The organism is Nostoc sp. CHAB 5836, assembly GCF_020829445.1.
In the GTDB taxonomy this organism is placed as follows: Bacteria; Cyanobacteriota; Cyanobacteriia; order Cyanobacteriales; family Nostocaceae; genus Nostoc.
In genome coordinates this window covers 13,202-31,024 of the sequence record NZ_JAIVFV010000046.1, presented here as the reverse complement: position 1 = coordinate 31,024, position 17,823 = coordinate 13,202, and the positions used below count along the sequence as shown (strand labels likewise).

Here is a 17,823-nt window from a genome sequence, read left to right as displayed (position 1 = left end):
CCTAAGGAAACATCGTCGGTTTGTCTGTAGCGACCAGTCAACTTATTGAAAATTTCACGATGCCTTCGCCTTAAAGGATGTTTTAAAAGTGGTTGGCTGTATCTTTGCACTTTTAGATCCCCCCTTAAGAAGCAGGGTGGTTTCATACGAAGAAAGAAAAATACATCAAAGTCCCTCAATTTATCGGGGATTGCTTAAACAACAGATTTAGTGACATACTTACACTGACTGAGTACATTACAGTGTAGGCATCTGGGCGACTCTTAATTGAAGACATTAACTGAGCTTTGTTTTGAATCCACGTCATGCCCTGCCGCAGATTTGAACAAGTACAAAAAAGTATGTTCTACCTTAGTACCGCTAGAATTTTACCCATTCACGGAGACGATACAAAAATATCTATTCTTGAATGGAACCCCATATTCTAGATTGTCTAGGTTCAGTGTACAGCCAGCATTTTCGGCTTTGTCTGTACTTGCCTATAATATCATGTCCGGGTAATTAGTTATGATTCTCACAGTCATTGCACCCCACCCCTTAATCCCCTCCCCGCGGGCGGGGAGGGGAGACAAAGCACAGCTTTGGCGGGGTGGGGTTCTTGGGGTTTAGTAAGTAATCAACCGGACATGATATAATACCATATTTCTCTCAGGAAATATAATGAATATGGGTCATGGTTCGACATAGCAATTAAATGTTTTGGCTACGCTAAAATACATTAATTACTATATCTCTCCACTCCCGCGCATTCATGAGCCAGCGCTGTAGACGGGTTTCCCGTCGCAGGCGACTGGCGTCCCACACTCCTAAAAGTGAGTGTGGGGCTTCTGCTGATCTAGCTAATTCGTAGTCCCATGATCACTAAGTCCCGTTCAACGCTGTCAAGTTCGGCAATTTTAGGTAAATGTCCCCAGCGTTGAAAACCAAATGTTTCAAAAAGTTTTAAACTGGGCTGATTGTGGGCAAAAATGAAGCATACTAGGGTCTTTAAACCCAAACGAGGACTTTCGCTAATTGCTTGTGCTAAAAGTTGCCCTCCCAAGCCGCGCTGATGAAAGTTAGGGGCTATGTAAATACTAATTTCGGCAGTCTTGCTATAGGCGGGTCGCCCATAAAAGGATTGGAAACTAAGCCATCCAGCGATGACTCCGTCTACTTCAGTTACCCAAAGTGGGCGTTGTGAAGGCGATCGCCCCTTAAACCAAGCAAGACGACTTTCCACAGATACTGGTTCTAAGTCAGCAGTTGCCATGCGGCTAGGAATTGCAGCGTTGTAAATTGCCACAATTGTAGGTAAGTCAGTTTCAGTCGCATGGCGAATAGTCATTGACACCGTCTCGGAAAAAATCTTCAGAAATATTCAAAAATAATACAGTGTAAGCAAGGGAAGAGAGTCAGGAATTTTCAACTCATCACTCTTGATTTAAGTACGTTGGTGCGAAAAAACTCAAGTATGTTACGAAACGTAAATAAGCTTAAAACCCTTACTAAGTAAGTTGGCGCGAAAAAATCAAAGTATGTTACGAAACGTAAATAGCCTTAAAATCTTTACTAGTGACCAATACTTCGACTTCGCGGTTCCTGAGCGTAGTCGAAGGGCAGTACAAGTGACAAAGGACAAATACTTCGACTCCCTTCGACTGCGCTCAGGGCGAGTCGCTCAGTACAAGTGACAGCCTTAGCCAGTTAGCTTTAATTGCGCCGACCTACTTAATGACAAAGGACAAATACTTCGACTCCCTTCGACTGCGCTCAGTACAAGTCGCTACTTCGGCTGCGCTCAGTACAAGTCAGGGCGAGTCGCTCAGTACGAATGACAAATGACAAATGACAAATGACAAATGACGAATGACAAATGACAAATGACAAATGACACCCTTAGCTAGTTAACTTTAATTGCACCGACCTACTTAGTTAAGCGCGTGCTAATAATGGAGCAGCAGCTAGTAAGGTTTTAGTATAAGGGTGCTGAGGATTGGCAAAAATCTTTTTTGTCAGACCGAGTTCGACAATTTTACCGCCATTCATTACGGCAATCCGATCGCATAAAAATCGAGCTAACCAAAGGTCATGAGTGATGAATAGGTAAGTTAATTCAAACTCTTCTTTTAATTGCAACATCAAATCCAGCACTTGCGACTGGACGCTGGCGTCTAACATACTCACGGGTTCATCGCAGATTAAAAGTTTAGGGTGAGTAATCAAAGCACGAGCGATCGCTACTCGTTGCTGTTGTCCTCCAGACAAATCTGATGGATAACGCTCATAATACACTTCTGGCGGTGTTAACCCAACTTTCTCTAGCATCCACAAAACTTGTTCTTTTGCCTGAGCAGAATTGGCCAGATTGTGGATAAATAAAGGATCAGCGATACTTTGTCCCACTGTCATCGCTGGATTGAGACAAGCATGAGGGTCTTGAAAGATCATTTGTATTTGTCGCCGTGAGGAACGAATTTCTTGACGCGACAGTTTAGTTAAATCCTGTCCGAAAAACTCAACTTTGCCACTAGTGGGACGAATTAGTTGCAAGATTGTTCGTGATAGTGTAGTTTTACCACAACCTGATTCTCCCACTAAGCCGAGAATTTCTCCTGAATAAAGATCCAAGCTGATCCCATCTACTGCTTTAATTGTCTGCGCTTGGGTGTTAAACAGTCGTTCGATAAAGTTAGGTTCGATGGTGTAGTGTTGCTTGAGTTCTGTGACACTCAAAATTGGGGATTTCTCATTAATAATCGGTAATTGCTTTTCTTCCCCACTCCCCACTCCCCAGTTTTCACTCCCTATTTCATCTATTGTTTGAATGTGTAAAGCTGCTTTTAAGAGCGATCGCGTGTATTCATGTTGAGGTTGTCTAAACACGGTTTCTGTAGAACCCATTTCGACCATCTTACCGTTGTACATGACGCCAATGCGATCGCAATATTCAGCCACCATTGCTAAATCGTGAGATATCAGCAACAATCCCATGTTTTCTTCACCGCACAGCCGAGTTAGTTCTTGCAATATCTGCGCGGAGACGGTGACATCTAAACTGGTGGTAGGTTCATCGGCAACAATCAACTTCGGGTTGAGGAGTAAAGCTAAGGCGATCGCTACCCGTTGCCGCATTCCACCGCTAAACTCATGAGGAAACTGATTCCAGCGACTGGCTGGAATATTTACCTTTGCCAAGGTAGCAAGTGCTTTTTCTCGAGCTGACGGCGTTGATAATTCTGGTGAGTGCGCCTGAAGGGTTTCGATACAATGCTTACCAATAGTCATCAACGGATCGAGGCGTGTCATGGGATCTTGAAAAATTAAGGCGATCGCCTCTCCCCGAAATTTACGCAACTGGTTAGGTATCAAATCAAACACCGACTTTCCTTGAAAGGTCACCCCTCCCTCAACCCGACTAGAGGCTGGTAGTAAACGCATTACTGCCCGTCCGATAGTTGACTTACCACAACCCGACTCTCCCACCAATCCCATTCTTTCGCCTGGTTGCAAGGTGAAAGACACATCATCAACTGCCCAGGTTGGTTCTTCTCCAGGGCGTTGAGGATAGGCAACTCGCAGATTTTCGATACAGAATAAGGCTTCACTCATAGTTTAGTTATCTCCCCTGAGCTACCAGCTTTGATAATTTCAAATTTAAGATAGTTTATAGAAAACCCTTGAAAACCCTTGAGGAACAGCAACGTAGTTGCGTATTCCGTACTTCAGGCTGCGTGATGTTCGCGCTTGCGTCTCCCCTTGGGAGAAGGCTAATTGAGTCCTTTAGGACTCAGCCATGTTAGAATAGCTCAATCAGTACAAGATTTAAAAACCTACCCCCGGACTGGGGGAAAGTCTACGCCCGAAAAACCTTGAGGAGATATCACTGCGCCCTATGGGGCAAACGTAGTGAGCCTGGGAACCTGTGTAAACAGGATACTTTGGCCGTGAGGTCTTAAGAATCTCCGCGCCTTTAGGTCGGAGAGTGTCAACAGATTAGTATTAGACATCTGGTGAAATTAAATATGCGTTACCCAGAACCCTTGTAGAGACGTAACAGTGCTTGTAGAGACGTAGCAGTGCTACGTCAAAACAATTCTTTTTCACCAGATGTCTATTAGACCTCCCTTCCCGCCAGAAGAATACCTAATTTTTTTTACGAACCGCCATCGCGTAGCGTCTCCCCTTGGGAGAAGGACGCCAAGGACACCAAGGAAGAGAGAGAGTCTAAATAGCATATTTTTGGGGTTTTAAATAAACTTTGGAACACAAATTTACAATTTTAATCGTCTAGCAAACTCATCAACGCTTGGATTTCAACGTCTTGCGGCTCTGATAGTTGACTCTGTAACTTGAATAATTGATTCTGTAATGCTTCTGCTACATAGAGCATATTAGATTCTTGTGCAATTCTTAGCTGATTTTCTTTAATTTTGATTTGTTTAAGCAAGTTGTTTTCAACATGAATTGAATTGTAATGTTGAGCAATCATAGCTTTACATTTATTCTCAATCTATGGAGTGCAATTAAATTTACCATCTATGTATTATTCCACACTTTTTTCAATTTATTACTTGCCTCGGCGATTAGAAATCACGTGCCACTTGCTTCTCCCAAGGGGAGTGACTTCAAAGCCCCTCTCCGCGTCGGAGAGGGGTTTGGGGAGAGGTCTACCGACCTGTGTATACACGGTAACCAATTTATCGGGGGGTTAGGTGGGTCAACAAGTGCCTAAAATCACACTCAAATACTTTTCAAACAACCCCTAAGACACCATGTCAATATTTTTACAGACTTTTACAAAAACATAAATCATGATGTAAGATTGGTTGACTTCGGGTGAATTTTTAGATAACACACTTTAACTTGTCTGTTAATTTACCGATTTTTCTAGATTTATACATTTTTTTGTGAGCAGTATGAACTTAAAGTTTATAAATAGAAAGATTTTTCACATTGTAAAAATTATATCTACATTGCTGATCACAAGCGCAATTGGATTGGAATCGTGGAACATTTATGCAGTATTAACTAATAATAATTTACCAAGCAGCCTTAACCCAATTTTTTGGATTGAGCGTTTTGCCATAACCAGCCATTTTATCGAAAGTATTATAGCAGCTTTTTATGCACCTTCCAGAAACAAAATGCCAATACAATATGCTACTTACACTTTTTTTGTAGGCACAATTGGGTTGTTAGAACTGTTTGATCAAAAGAACGACTATTGACGCTTCCACCCTTTGAACGCATGGGTTTTTGGATTAGGTCAGTTGGTAGGGTGCGTTCGGCGATCGCACAATCCATCCTACCGACAATTGCAGGAGTTTACCAATGTCAGTCACTGGTAAATCTGACAGGCAGAAGGGAGTATAGTTTATATAGTTGGATTTTGGCTGAAATTTTAGTTTGATACTAAGGAATTAAAAAATGTCTACTGATACTCAGATAGTTGCTTACGTTCAAGAAAGTGAATTTGATGCTGTTTTAAATGGAAGTGAAGAGAAAGTTGTTGTTGTTGATTTTACTGCGACTTGGTGTGGCCCCTGTCGTCTGATCAGTCCGTTAATGGATCAACTTGCCCAGGAATACAAAGGTAGCGCTAAAGTCGTTAAGGTAGATGTTGACAGCAACAAGCCGATTTTCAAAAGATTCGGTCTTCGGAGTATTCCAGCAGTTTTAATTTTCAAAGATGGTATTTTAGGAGAAACTATCGTGGGAGTTTCTCCTTACGAAGACTTCAGCAACGCTGTTCAGAAGCTTCTTTAGCTAATTCGTAATTAAAAAGGGTTTATTTTATTTCCCCGAAGATCCGAGGGTCGGCTTCCGAGGCTCGGACTTCTCGCCACTTGAGGCATAATTATAAATTTTTAAACCTTTCCTTTTCGCCTATAGTTTACTTGCAGTAAACCACTTGGATATTGTTTGGAGTTAACCATCTCCAATTTTTCTTCAGGGCTAGGCGGTGGAAAAAGGTGTATGCCGCCACCTAAGATAATTGGAATAGTTGAAATAATATATTCGTCAATCAAGCTGTGCTGAAGAAACGAATTGATTAATGCTCCGCCACCAACTAGCCAGATATTTTTAAAACCTTGAGCTTCTATATTTGCTAAGGCGTGTTTCACTGTATCAGAAACAAACACAACGTCCTCACGGTTAGATTGGAGATGGCGCTGGGTGAAAACGAAGGATTTCTTCCCGACATAAGGCCATTCATCAAAACTCAGCCCTACTTCATAGGTCTTGCTGCCCAACACAATAGCATCAATTGATTCGTAGAAAGCAGTGTAACCGTAGTCTTCCCCTTCTGTATCAAGAATTGATAGCCAATCAATTCCGCCATCAGTGCGGGCAATGTAGCCATCCAAACTAGCTGCAATGTAGAGTGTAACTTTCGTCATTGTGCTTCTGATTGTGGTATAGGCTATTTCATTCTCATCTAGCCCGCCTCAGAATGAATTCTGAGTCTAATAGCGAAAGTCGTCTAAAGACGACTGAGAAAAAGTTATAGTCCGTTTTAACGGACTTTAGCTATGAGCCAGGAACTTCAGTTCCGGGTGGTTTATGTCTAGAATGAAATAGCCCTGTGATTGTGGTAGTTTCTTTAATTTTGACTTTTGACTTTTGCCTTGCGGTACTAAGTACCTTGGTGCGAAAAAACTCAAGTATGTTACAAAACGTAAATAAGCTTAAAACCCTTACTAATGACAAATGACAAATGACGAATGACAGCCTTAGCCAGTTAACTTTAATTGCGCCAACCTACTTAGTTATTATCATCTTGTACCTTTTCCTCGAACTTCTCAACATTTTGGGGTTGACTATTAGTCGGTGAATTTTGCTTTTCCAGTGTTGGTACTACTACAGCAGAAGGATCTGATTGTTTCGATTCCGTTGGTGGTACTGGTGGTATAACCACAGGATTTAATGGACTCACGGGTTGAGGAGAGGCAGAATTTTGACTAGAAGCGGGTAAGTTATTTTGTGGCAATGGTGCAGGAGAAGCATTACGAGATGAGCGGATCGCCCGTAGTGTCTCCACTAAGGAGGGTGTGGGTGAAACGCTAGGTAAAGGTAAAGGTGTGGATTGTTCAGAATTGCTGCGTTGCGACTCTTGTGTAGGGCTGCGGGAAGATTCTTTTTGGGAAGAACGACGATTACGCCTGCGCTGCTTGGAATTAGAGACAGGTGCTGTTTGGGTTCTTGAGGTGGTGTTAGTCTCTTCACCTGGTGGTGAAGATGTACTATCGAAGTCAGGTAATTTTGCGCCTGGTTGTTGAGTTGGCTGTTCAAAAAGCGGCTTGGCGGTTGGCTGCTGCTGAGATTTAGGTAATATGCTCGTGATCCCAAAACCTGTTGTAGCAGCAACTAGGGCTACACCTAGACCAATAAATATCTTAGATGACCCCAGTTTTTTAGCCAGTATAGTTTCTTTAGCGATACCTGGGTTGGACTGCGCCCACGCAGACGGACTATGTATAGGATTTTGGGCAGTTTTGCCAATTACAGTTGGTGCTTGCTGGGCAGATAAATTGACAGTTGGCACTGCGTAAGTGGCGATGGCTGGCGATATCACATTCCCTTCATTTTCTGGTAGCAATTGCAGCCAGTCAGCAACTGTCGCTGGCCGAAAACGAGACTCCACCGCCATACCGCGCATTACCGCCTGGTTGACAGCAGCACTCAAGTGTGGTTGCAGTTCGCGGGGGGAAGGCATTTGCTCGCGATCGCGCAATAATGCTGGCATCGGAACTTGGGCTGTCAACAGTGCATACAAGGTTGCTGCTAAACCATAAACATCTGTGGCAGGTGTGCGTGGCGCTTGCGTCAAGTACTGCTCAATGGGAGAATAACCATCAGAAACCAAACCTGTGTGAGTCTGCCTCACACCGCCATTAAATTCCCTGGCAATGCCAAAATCAATTAGTACTACTTCCTGCGTTCCCAGGCGAAGGATAATATTATCTGGTTTGACATCCCGGTGTAACAAACCGTTGTTGTGTACTACCTGCAAAGCTGCCCCAATTTGCCGGATGTAATGAATTGCTGTAGCTTCAGGCATTGGCATCCCCGGTAGTACAAATGCGTCTCCCAAGGTTTCCCCAGCAATGTATTCCATCACCATGTAAGGCAGTCCAGCTTCCACAAAAAAGTCACTAACTCGGACTATATTAGGGTGGATACACGTGGCTAATCGTCTGGCTTCATCTTGGAATTGGCGCTGGAATTTGGCAAAATCAGGATGTTGTCGCAGCCGTTCATTGATGGTTTTCATCACCACCTCCTGACCCAAGTAGTGGTGCGTAGCTTTAAACGTAATGCCAAAGCCACCTCGCCCTATTTCTTGAATTAGGGTATATTTTCCATCCTGTAAAATTGTGCCTGCTAACATAAAGATTCCTGAGTCCTGAGTGAGCAGATAACGTAGCGAGTCCTGAGTCTTGAGGGATTTCCCAAAAATTTTCCCATATTTTTTATCGGGCAGCGTTCTTGCCCGTCTATCTTACGGGATGATTTAGTTGTTGGAATTCCGGAAGTGAGAAAGATCTCCCCATGATCACAACAGTTTTATCTTTCTCATAGGATAGCGCGGGAGTGTGGCAAGCCTAAAGCGGAAGACGCGCTAAGCAAAGCATTGGTATTGACTTGGGAATCAAAACTTTTACTGTAATGAGTAATGGAGAAAAAGCTTTAAGTCCTAGTAGTCTGTCAAGTTTAAATTGATGAATAAGCAAGTTTGTAGTAAGGACTTCAGTCCTTATTTCCTAAGCACGCTTTGTGCATCTAGCCCGCCTCAGAATTAATTCTCAGTCTAATAGCGAAAGTCGTCTCAAGACGACTGAGAAAAGGTTATAGTCCGTTAAAACGGACTTTAGCTACAAGAGAGGAACTTCAGTTCCGGGTGGTTTCTTAAAACTAACTTAGACATTGTAGTAGTCTAGCTTTTGCCGCAGCATAAAATCTGATTTTTGACACATATGCTAAATTTACTTAATAAATCCGTATAATTACATACTTATTCAGCTTTACAAAAGCAGTAACTTGCTAGATGATAGCAACGAAAGGGAAAATAATTAGTACGTATTATAGTTGTTTTAACTCTCAGTAGTTATGTGAAATCCCTGTAATTACCCCAGGCTGAAGTCGGTTTGAGTTTCCCTCATAACCTTAGCGCGAAGAAACAAAATGTCAACGCTACATCCCTTGCAATTCACAGTAAATCCTCCAACTTCCACCTCCTCTCCCCATAGTCTAGTCTTCATCGATATGGCAGTTGAAGACTATAGCGATTTAGTCGATGGAGTGCTTGATAATACTCAAGTATTACTACTGAACTCGACACAAAATGGTGTTAAAAAAATCACAAAAATTCTGGCTAGTTGGGTAGAAGCGCAGCAGCTTGTCCTTAGATATTGCTCGAATTTGACTAACATTCATATTGTGTGCCACGGTGCCCCAGGTTGCTTACAATTGGGCAACACTCTTTTAGGACTCCATAACCTCGACGAATACAGCCAAGAACTACAACAATGGCAGAAGATATTTTCCACTTCTGGCAAAAGCGATAATTTCAACAACTTACTCATCTATGGTTGCAATGTCGCTTCTGGTGATGCGGGAGCAGAATTTGTCCAAAAACTGCACCAACTCACAGGGGCAAATATTGCCGCTTCTAGTCAACGGATTGGCAATACAGCATTAGGGGGTAACTGGGAGTTGTCAGTTCGCACTGCTGATATGGAAGTAAATCTTGCCTTTGGACGAAGGACGCGAGAAGCTTATGCAGGAGTACTGGCAACGTTTGAGGTAAATAGTACCAAAGACACGGATGATGGCAATGGGAACAACGGCATCACCACACTCCGGGAGGCAATTAACTTAGCCAATGCTACTCCTGGGGATGATACCATTACCTTTGGAGGTGTATTCACAGATACTACCCCAGATACCATCACCCTCACCTCTGGGCAGCTAACTATTACTGAGGATGTTACCATCTTGGGGACTGGGGCATCTCAGCTGACTGTGAGTGGGAATAATGCTTCCAGAGTCTTGGAGATATCAGGAATCGGAACAGATGCGATCGTTGATGGTTTAAAAATTGCTAATGGTAATAATACCAATGGCGGCGGAATTTTGGTCAATAGCAATACCATCCTTAGCCTGACCAACAGTAATGTTTCTGGTAATACGGCAACCTCGAATGACTCCTTTGGCGGCGGTATCGACAACCAAGGCATCCTTAAGCTGATCAATACTACTGTTTCTGGCAATAGGGCAGACTCCGGTGGCGGTATCGCTAACGGAAACATCCTCAGCGTCACTAAAAGCAGCATCTCTGACAATACGGCGACCTTGGACGGTGGTGGTATTAATAGCTCTGCAACCAACGGCAATGACATCCTCAGGCTTACCGATAGCACTGTATCTAACAATACGGCAAACTCCGGCGGCGGCATTTATAGCCAAGGCAACTTTAAGCTTACCAATAGCACGGTGTCTAACAATAGGGCAAACTCCGGCGGTGGCATTTATAACGGAGGAGATTTTTATTATTTTAGAGTCGGTACAGCTACCCTGACTAATACTACTGTCTCTGGCAATAAGGCATTAGAGGATGGCGGTGGCATTTATAACTTTAGCAATCTTAGCCTGATCAACAGCACAATTAGCAATAACACTGCTGACTCCAACGGCGATGGTGTTGGTAACGGTGGTGGCGTTTTGAGTCGTGAGACTGATTCTTATGGTGACGGACTCACCATTGTAGGTAACTCCATTATTGCAGGCAACTTCGACAAATCTACCTCCGGCGGCATTAACCCCGACGTGTCCGGCAGCAGTTTCAGGAATTCGGGCAATAACCTGATTGGCAATCAGATTGGTAGCGCTGGTTTCACCACCAGCACCTTAGTGGGGACTAGCGCCAGCCCCATTGACCCAAAACTCGGGCCGCTGCAAAATAACGGCGGTGCAACTTTAACCTATGCCTTACTGACAGGTAGTCCTGCCATTAACACCGGGAATAATTCCCTAGCAACTAGTGTCAGCACTGACCAAAGAGGTGCTGGATTTAACCGAATCTCAGGCACTACAGTTGATATTGGTGCTTATGAAGTCCAGTCAACTAACCCATCACCCGTTAATACGGACACAGTGGTGACTAATACCAATGATTCTGGAAAAGGGTCGTTGCGACAAGCAATCCTCAATGCCAATGGGACTGCTGGGGCAGATACCATTACCTTTGTAGGCAGTGTGTTCACTGATGCCACCCCAGATATCATCACCCTCACATCTGGGGAACTGACGATTAGCGATGATGTAACCATTGTTGGATCTGGAGCATCTGAGCTGACCATCAGTGGCAATAATGCCTCAGGTGTATTTGAGATCACGGGAACTCTTACAGATGTTAGCATTGATGGCTTGAAGATTGCCAATGGTAATGATGTTATATATGGCAGTATTTTGCTCAATAGCAATGCCAGCCTCAACTTGACGCGAAGCACTGTCTCGGATAATAAGGGAGCAGTCGGAGGTATCTTTAACAGAGGCAATCTCAGCCTGACCAACACCACTGTTTCTGGTAACTTGGGGTCATCATTAGGCGGTGGTATATTTAACACAGGCAGTCTTAGCCTGACTAACAGTACTGTCTCTAATAATAATGCGTACACCAAATTCATCCCTGCCTATGGGGGCGGCATATTGAACACAGGCATTGTCAAGATCACAGGGAGTACTGTCTCTAATAATCGGGCCTTCGGCGATGGACAGAATCGTTATGCTCCTGACCCTTACCCGTCCTACGGCGGCGGCATTTATAACTCAGGCACTGCTGAGATAATCGGAAGCACTATCTCTGGCGGTCAAGCGTACTATGGTGGTGGCATCTTTAACAGTGGCAAACTCACTCTCACCAATAACACTATTACCAATAATACCGAAGATAACTTTTTTATAGAAGGCGAGGGTGGGGGCGTTTTTAATGACTCTAATGGCACTGTCGTTGTTGGAAACACTATCATTGCAGGCAACTTCGGGGATAATTCTGCTGACGTTAAAGGCAGCTTCACTGACCTTGGCAGTAACTTGATTGGCAATAACATTGGTAGTACAGGCTTTACCACCAGCACCTTAGTGGGCAGCAGCAGCAACCCCATTGATCCCAAACTCAGCCGCCTGCAAAATAATGGTGGTGCAACCTTGACTTCTATCTTACTTGGGGATAGTCCCGGCATTAATGCTGGCAATAATGCCCTAGTTCCTGCTGGTGTCACCACTGACCAACGTGGCGCTGGATTTGGCAGAATATCTGAGGGTAAAGTTGATATTGGTGCTTTAGAGTTCAACAGCCTGAAGGGAACCAATGGCGCTGATAATCTAGTGGGCAAGAACTACGGTGAGATAATTAATGCTCAAGGCGGGAACGATACGATCGCAGGTAATCAAGGTAACGACTTCCTAACTGGTGGCGGCGGTAAGGATACATTTGTTTACAACTTAGGTGATGGTGTTGATACTATCACCGACTTCGGTGGGCTAGGTAAAAGCTCAAATCCCTCGGCAGCAATTATTGCCGAATTGGATATCCTCAAATTCCAAGGTACTAGATTGACAGCCCAAAATCTGATACTCACCCGCAATGGTAACAATCTGGAAATCACTTTTGAAGGGGTGGCTGATGACAAGGTTATCCTGCAAAAACTAGGCAACCTCTCCACTATCGGCAATATACTTTTTGATGGGCAAAGCACCATATAGTGCAATACGGTTCACAAAAGGGCTGAAACTCTTTTTTTTACGAACCACAGAGGCGCGGAGAACACAGAGAGAAGAGAAGGAGGAAATGCTTAACCCAAGTGTATTGACTGATAATATGTGTAGGTTGGGTTGAGGAACGAAACCCAACATTTTACCCTTGCTCATGTTGGGTAACACTAAAGTTCAACAAAACCTACATTGATAGGTTTTGTTATAAGTAATCACCCGGACATGATATTATCTGGGGTTTTAGATGTGTCTGAAATTCTAAAATCCCAAATCTACAACTGTTACAGTTGTCGCACTAATGGCTGACCATCTTTGACTTCACCAATCAAAACTAAATCGACACAGTTAACGAAGATACCATTTTCTAAAACACCGGGAATGTTATTCAATGTCTTTTCTAGACCGGCTGGATCTTCAATAGAGTCAAATCTGACATCTAAGACAAAGTTACCTTGATCAGTGATCACTGGGCCAGCTTTTTTCACACCCATGCGGAGTTCTGGTTTGCCACCGAGTTTTTTGATGGCATTGGTAACAGGAGTAATTGCCATTGGAATCACTTCCACAGGCACTGCGAAAGTAGAACCCAAGCGGTCTACTAACTTACCACTATCTACGACGACGATAAACTGTTCTGCCAGGTAGTCTACGACTTTTTCGCGGGTATGTGCTGCACCACCGCCTTTAATTAAGTTTTTCTGCGGATCGACTTCATCTGCACCATCAATGGCAATATCGATGTGGTCAATAGAGTCTAAGGTGGCGAGAGGGACACCGTACTGCTTCGCCAGGACTTCTGACTGAAACGAGGTAGGTATGCCAATGATATTTTTGAGTTCACCAGTTTTCAGGCGATCGCCTAAAAACTGAATTGTATATGCTGTAGTTGACCCCGTACCCAACCCGACGATGGAACCCGATTTTACCAGGGCGGCGGCGGCTTTGCCAACTTCTTGCTTCATCAACTTTACGGGATCTGTTACTGTCATTCCCAAAACTCCTGAAAAACTGCCTATAGTCCATAGTAGTAGGCAGATAAGGCCAAAAAATGAAAGGTAAAAAACAAGTTGTTGCTGATTTCTACTCCCTTGATTTTTGCAAGCTGCACACTCGTGACTTCACATCTATAGTTCAATAGGGTTCACAAAAGGGCTGAAATTCTTTTTTTTACGAACCACAGAGGCGCAGAGAACACAGAGAGAAGAGAGAAAGAGAAGGAGGAAATGCTTAAGGGACTGACAAATAAAAAAATACTCAACTACTGATTGTGGGGTGGGCGACACGAGAGCCCCACAAGATTGGGTAATTTATTTGTTGGAAGTCCTTAACCCAAGTGTATTGATCTATAGTTAGGCGCTCTATGTTGATCAAAAATAGTTAGGCTAACTCTACTTTTGGGAACCATAAAGCTTAAATACAGTTTTTCCCAAAGTTAGGTCAGAAAGTCATGAAAGTTGCCCAGATGATCAACACATTGAGTGTTGGGTGGAAGCAAAAATTGAGATTGGGTATCAAGCCTACCTTTTTCTGTTTGTTTGCGATCGCCCTTTCTTTGACGTTTCTGATCAACGCTTGTAGCCTCGAACAAAACCAATCTCTCAAACGGCTCCGTGTGGGAACTTCAAGCTTTCCAGGGTATGACATTGCACTCTATGGCCAAATCTCAGAAATATTTAAGCAGCGAGGGCTAGAGGTTGAGTTTGTACAATTTAGTAACGGGCAAGATTCCAGTCGGGCAGTGATGCGCGGTGCATTAGATGTCACATTTAATAGCTTCTGGGAGGTGATGCAGGTTGATCCGGGCAATGGCAATCCAGTGGTGTTAATGACGATCGACCTTTCTTCGGGAATAGATGGAATCGTTGCTCGGCCAACCATTAAATCCGTAGCAGATTTGCGGAAAAAGAAAGTGGGAGCGAAGTTAGGAACCATCAGTCATTTAGTTTTGTTGGAGGCATTGAAAGCTAATCAAGTCCAGCCCTCTGAAGTACAGATTGTGGATTATTCCAATGAGGTAGCCGCCGAGAAAATTAAGGCGAGTGAGATCGATGCTGTCCTTCTGTGGGAACCGATGCTAGGGGAAACGGCGAAGGACATCAAAGGCAATATAGTTCACACGACAAAGCAAGTGGATAGTTTGGTGATTGATACCTTGATGTCCAGTGACAGCATTATCAAAGCAAAAAAAGCAGAACTAAAACAATTCATGCTGGCATGGTTTGATGTGATGCACGCAGTTGAAACCAAGCCGAAAGAAGTTTTTAATACCATTGGAAAGAAACTGGGACAAAGTGGTGAGGCTTTTGCCAGTGATTATGCTGGATTAAAAAAGGGGGATATAACCTTAAATCGGCGGATGTTTGCCCCAGAGGGTCGGCTCTATTCGGCAAAGGCAGAAATTGTCCAATTGCTCAAAGCCGATCCGCGTCATGGTCGGGTAGTTCGGCAAGATGTGGAGATTGATGCAACCCTCATCAATGAAGCAATGGCAGGATGGAAGTCATGAGCCAAAAGTCATCTAAACTTAACTTATCTTACCAACTACTGATGGGTTTTGGTTTTTCTCTAGCAACGGTCGGCTTAACCACCTTGGGATTGAACTACTTCTTGATTCAATCAAAATTGGAGAAAGAGCTAGAGCAACGCGCCCAATCGATTACCCAAGGGGTCAGTTTTTCCACGGAGGGATTAATCGAACTGGGGAATACAAGTATTGTTAAGCGAGTGGTGCAAAACTACGGGACACTGCCAACGGTGGTGGAAGTTGCGATCGTTAGTCCCAATGGACAAACCTTGGCTCGAAGTGGATCAGAACTTCAATATCCGCGCTATGTTTTAATTCATCCAGAATTAACTCAAGTATTAGAACAGGCTGCTCAGACGGGTTCAGAAAGAAGTTTCAGAATCACGATACACGGTAAGCCAGCATTAGTAGCAATTTTGCCCTTTAGCAGCACATTGTTTGGTCTGGCAGACCGACGCGGGTTAGCGATCGCCATTCTCAATGCTGAAGAACTGCAACAGCAAGCTTGGCAAGCTTTCTCTACTTCCACCTTCACCCTACTCATTGGGATGGCAGCAATTTTGGGGCTGATGACGGTGTTAATTCAGCGAACTGTCTTACAGCCACTCCAGAAATTGAACAAAGCAGTGACTGACAGGAATGGCATTGACCATTTTGTCATGCCCAATGGATTGCCAAATAACGAAATCCAATTCCTGGCCCTGACAATTCAATCGGCAGCTACACGCGTAGAGGCATATCAGCAAGAACTTTGGCAGCAAGCCCAAGATTTAGAAACAGCAATCCGGGAAGTACAACAGGCAAAGGAAGTCGCCGAAGCTGCCAACCGCAGCAAGAGTACATTTCTCGCCAACATGAACCACGAACTCCGCACCCCACTCAACGGCATCCTGGGTTATGCCCAAATCCTCCAGCGCGATCCGGCAACTACCCCCAAACAACTCAAGGGACTAGGCGTGATTCAGCAGTGTGGTTCCCACCTACTGACACTGATCAACGATATTTTGGATTTGTCCAAGTTGGAAGCCCAAAAAATGGAACTTTATCCCCAGGATTTCCATTTGGCGAACTTCCTCGTTTCCACGGTAGATATTTGCCGCATCAAGGCAGAACAAAAGAGCGTGAAGTTTCATTACCAGCCCGCCGCTAACCTGCCTATTGCCGTCTATGCGGACGACAAACGCCTGCGGCAAGTGTTGTTGAATTTGCTCAGTAATGCCGTCAAATTTACTGACTTTGGCACTGTCACGTTTCGAGTTGAACCCGTTGGCAAAGCTTCCGAACCCCTGACAGCCCAGAGGATTCGCTTCCAAATTAAAGATACGGGCATTGGTATTGTACCGGAAAAACTGGGCAATATTTTCTTGCCCTTTGAGCAAGCCGGAAAGCGCGATCGCAATAGCGAAGGTACTGGATTAGGACTAGCAATTAGCCAGCAAATTATCGAGAAAATGGGCAGCACCATCCAAGTCGAGAGTCTGTTTGGTCAAGGCAGTATTTTTTCCTTTGAATTAGACTTGATCCCCGTTTCTCATTGGACAGTAGGGCAAGCGATCGCCAATCAAAAAGTAATCGGCTATCAAGGCGAACAGCGCAAAATCTTGGTGATCGATGATTACGAAGAAAATCGTCTCGTCGCCATCAATATGCTCGAACCCTTAGGTTTCAAGCTATTAGAGGCAGATAATGGACAAGCGGGTTTTAACATCGCCCTGCAAATGCGTCCCGACTTGATTATTACCGATGTACATATGTCTGTCATCGATGGCTTAGAAATGATCCGCCGTCTACGCCAACTACCCGACTTTGCCACTACACCAATCATTGTTTCTCCTGCAACTCTGTCTCAGGTGGATATGCAGTCAAGTCTAGATGCAGGGTGCAGTAGCTTTTTCCCAAAACCGATTGAGTTTACTGGGCTACTTACCGAATTGCAGCGACTCTTGAAGTTGCAGTGGATTTATGAAACCGAACTAGAGACGACTCAACCTAGTGTCAGCAATGGCGACCAGGTTGACCTGATCATGCCCCCAGCCGCAGAACTGGCAGCTCTCTATGCCTCTGCTCAGGGTGGTTTTATCAACGATATTCAGCAGGAAGCCAACCGCCTGAAGCAATTATCATCCGAATACACTGTTTTTGCGAATCGAGTTTTAGAACTGAGTCAACAGTTTGATAACGAAGCCATTCTCCGTCTGATCGAACTACAGGTGTGAACTACCCCGCCGCAAAACGGACGGGGCTTCCCAATTCATCGGCAATAGCCAAGAGAACTCCGTAATTCTATTGGTCTGACATTCCCTCCAAGGGCAGGAGTCCTGGTTCCCAAGACCCAAATCTTCTTCTTGCAACATATACCTGAAAGCTAATGGTTTTCGCTTATGGCATTGATGGTCAAGACATTAGCTATCCTACCAGAAAAACAAGCGGGATTCGTCATACATCTGGAAGAAAGTTTTTACTTTGTCAAAAATTTACCCTGAGCGTAGCCGTTCGCGCAGCGTAAGAAGAGAAGGGTCAATTCCAGATCCAATCCTCAA

At 44.2% G+C, this 17,823-nt stretch carries 12 protein-coding genes; 6 read left to right on the top strand and 6 right to left on the bottom strand.

What is annotated here, in order from left to right; genetic code table 11:
- Nucleotides 1–835: 835 nt before the first annotated feature.
- The 3 genes from LC605_RS11810 to LC605_RS11800 all read right to left on the bottom strand — a co-directional run bounded on the left by LC605_RS11810 (nucleotide 836) and on the right by LC605_RS11800 (nucleotide 4,471).
- Nucleotides 836–1,327, bottom strand: coding sequence for a GNAT family N-acetyltransferase (locus tag LC605_RS11810; RefSeq protein ID WP_229547728.1), 492 nt, complete (start codon nucleotides 1,325–1,327; stop codon nucleotides 836–838).
- 587 nt (nucleotides 1,328–1,914) lie between these two features.
- The gene (locus LC605_RS11805; RefSeq protein ID WP_229547727.1) at nucleotides 1,915–3,591 is read right to left on the bottom strand and encodes an ABC transporter ATP-binding protein; all 1,677 of its coding nucleotides are present in this window, start codon (nucleotides 3,589–3,591) and stop codon (nucleotides 1,915–1,917) included.
- A gap of 670 nt (nucleotides 3,592–4,261) precedes the next feature.
- A complete protein-coding gene (locus LC605_RS11800; RefSeq protein WP_229547726.1) occupies nucleotides 4,262–4,471 on the bottom strand; it encodes a hypothetical protein in 210 nt (69 codons plus the stop codon).
- A 427-nt stretch (nucleotides 4,472–4,898) separates the two neighbouring features.
- Between LC605_RS11800 and LC605_RS11795 the strand changes: the two genes are divergently transcribed.
- From LC605_RS11795 to trxA, 3 genes are read left to right on the top strand one after another with little or no spacing between them, the layout of a single operon-like run.
- The gene (locus tag LC605_RS11795; protein WP_229547725.1) at nucleotides 4,899–5,210 is read left to right on the top strand and encodes a hypothetical protein; all 312 of its coding nucleotides are present in this window, start codon (nucleotides 4,899–4,901) and stop codon (nucleotides 5,208–5,210) included.
- Nucleotides 5,207–5,392, top strand: a complete 186-nt coding sequence (locus LC605_RS11790) for a hypothetical protein (protein ID WP_229547724.1) — start codon at nucleotides 5,207–5,209, stop codon at nucleotides 5,390–5,392. Before LC605_RS11795 ends, LC605_RS11790 begins: the two co-directional genes overlap by 4 nt.
- Nucleotides 5,393–5,409: 17 nt before the next feature.
- Nucleotides 5,410–5,748, top strand: coding sequence for a thioredoxin (trxA, locus tag LC605_RS11785; protein ID WP_229547723.1), 339 nt, complete (start codon nucleotides 5,410–5,412; stop codon nucleotides 5,746–5,748).
- 101 nt (nucleotides 5,749–5,849) lie between these two features.
- Here the strand turns inward: trxA and LC605_RS11780 are convergent, their stop codons facing one another.
- On the bottom strand, nucleotides 5,850–6,383 hold the full coding sequence (locus LC605_RS11780) for a dihydrofolate reductase family protein (RefSeq protein WP_229547722.1): 534 nt from the start codon (nucleotides 6,381–6,383) through the stop codon (nucleotides 5,850–5,852).
- Between the two features lie 365 nt (nucleotides 6,384–6,748).
- The gene (locus LC605_RS11775) at nucleotides 6,749–8,374 is read right to left on the bottom strand and encodes a serine/threonine-protein kinase (RefSeq protein WP_229547721.1); all 1,626 of its coding nucleotides are present in this window, start codon (nucleotides 8,372–8,374) and stop codon (nucleotides 6,749–6,751) included.
- A 794-nt stretch (nucleotides 8,375–9,168) separates the two neighbouring features.
- Here LC605_RS11775 and LC605_RS32920 point away from each other — a divergent pair.
- Nucleotides 9,169–12,750, top strand: coding sequence for a DUF4347 domain-containing protein (locus LC605_RS32920; RefSeq protein WP_306426856.1), 3,582 nt, complete (start codon nucleotides 9,169–9,171; stop codon nucleotides 12,748–12,750).
- Nucleotides 12,751–13,040: 290 nt separating this feature from the next.
- Here the strand turns inward: LC605_RS32920 and rpiA are convergent, their stop codons facing one another.
- Nucleotides 13,041–13,748, bottom strand: a complete 708-nt coding sequence (gene rpiA, locus LC605_RS11760; RefSeq protein ID WP_229547720.1) for a ribose-5-phosphate isomerase RpiA — start codon at nucleotides 13,746–13,748, stop codon at nucleotides 13,041–13,043.
- Nucleotides 13,749–14,206: 458 nt separating this feature from the next.
- On the opposite strand from rpiA, the gene LC605_RS11755 reads away from it, so the two are divergent.
- Complete coding sequence (locus tag LC605_RS11755; protein ID WP_229547719.1) at nucleotides 14,207–15,265, top strand: ABC transporter substrate-binding protein; 1,059 nt, start codon at nucleotides 14,207–14,209, stop codon at nucleotides 15,263–15,265.
- Nucleotides 15,262–17,499, top strand: a complete 2,238-nt coding sequence (locus LC605_RS11750) for an ATP-binding protein (RefSeq protein WP_229547718.1) — start codon at nucleotides 15,262–15,264, stop codon at nucleotides 17,497–17,499. The genes LC605_RS11755 and LC605_RS11750 overlap by 4 nt, the downstream gene beginning before the upstream one ends.
- Nucleotides 17,500–17,823 lie beyond the last annotated feature (324 nt).

What these genes read in the sequence shown, in the direction of transcription:
- LC605_RS11755 (WP_229547719.1), top strand. Translation starts at nt 14,207, where the DNA reads ATGAAAGTTGCCCAGATGATCAACACATTGAGTGTTGGGTGGAAGCAA.
- LC605_RS11810 (WP_229547728.1), bottom strand. Translation starts at nt 1,327, where the DNA reads ATGACTATTCGCCATGCGACTGAAACTGACTTACCTACAATTGTGGCA.
- LC605_RS11750 (WP_229547718.1), top strand. Translation starts at nt 15,262, where the DNA reads ATGAGCCAAAAGTCATCTAAACTTAACTTATCTTACCAACTACTGATG.
- LC605_RS11800 (WP_229547726.1), bottom strand. Translation starts at nt 4,471, where the DNA reads ATGATTGCTCAACATTACAATTCAATTCATGTTGAAAACAACTTGCTT.
- LC605_RS11795 (WP_229547725.1), top strand. Translation starts at nt 4,899, where the DNA reads ATGAACTTAAAGTTTATAAATAGAAAGATTTTTCACATTGTAAAAATT.
- rpiA (WP_229547720.1), bottom strand. Translation starts at nt 13,748, where the DNA reads ATGACAGTAACAGATCCCGTAAAGTTGATGAAGCAAGAAGTTGGCAAA.
- LC605_RS32920 (WP_306426856.1), top strand. Translation starts at nt 9,169, where the DNA reads ATGTCAACGCTACATCCCTTGCAATTCACAGTAAATCCTCCAACTTCC.
- LC605_RS11780 (WP_229547722.1), bottom strand. Translation starts at nt 6,383, where the DNA reads ATGACGAAAGTTACACTCTACATTGCAGCTAGTTTGGATGGCTACATT.
- LC605_RS11805 (WP_229547727.1), bottom strand. Translation starts at nt 3,591, where the DNA reads ATGAGTGAAGCCTTATTCTGTATCGAAAATCTGCGAGTTGCCTATCCT.
- LC605_RS11775 (WP_229547721.1), bottom strand. Translation starts at nt 8,374, where the DNA reads ATGTTAGCAGGCACAATTTTACAGGATGGAAAATATACCCTAATTCAA.
- trxA (WP_229547723.1), top strand. Translation starts at nt 5,410, where the DNA reads ATGTCTACTGATACTCAGATAGTTGCTTACGTTCAAGAAAGTGAATTT.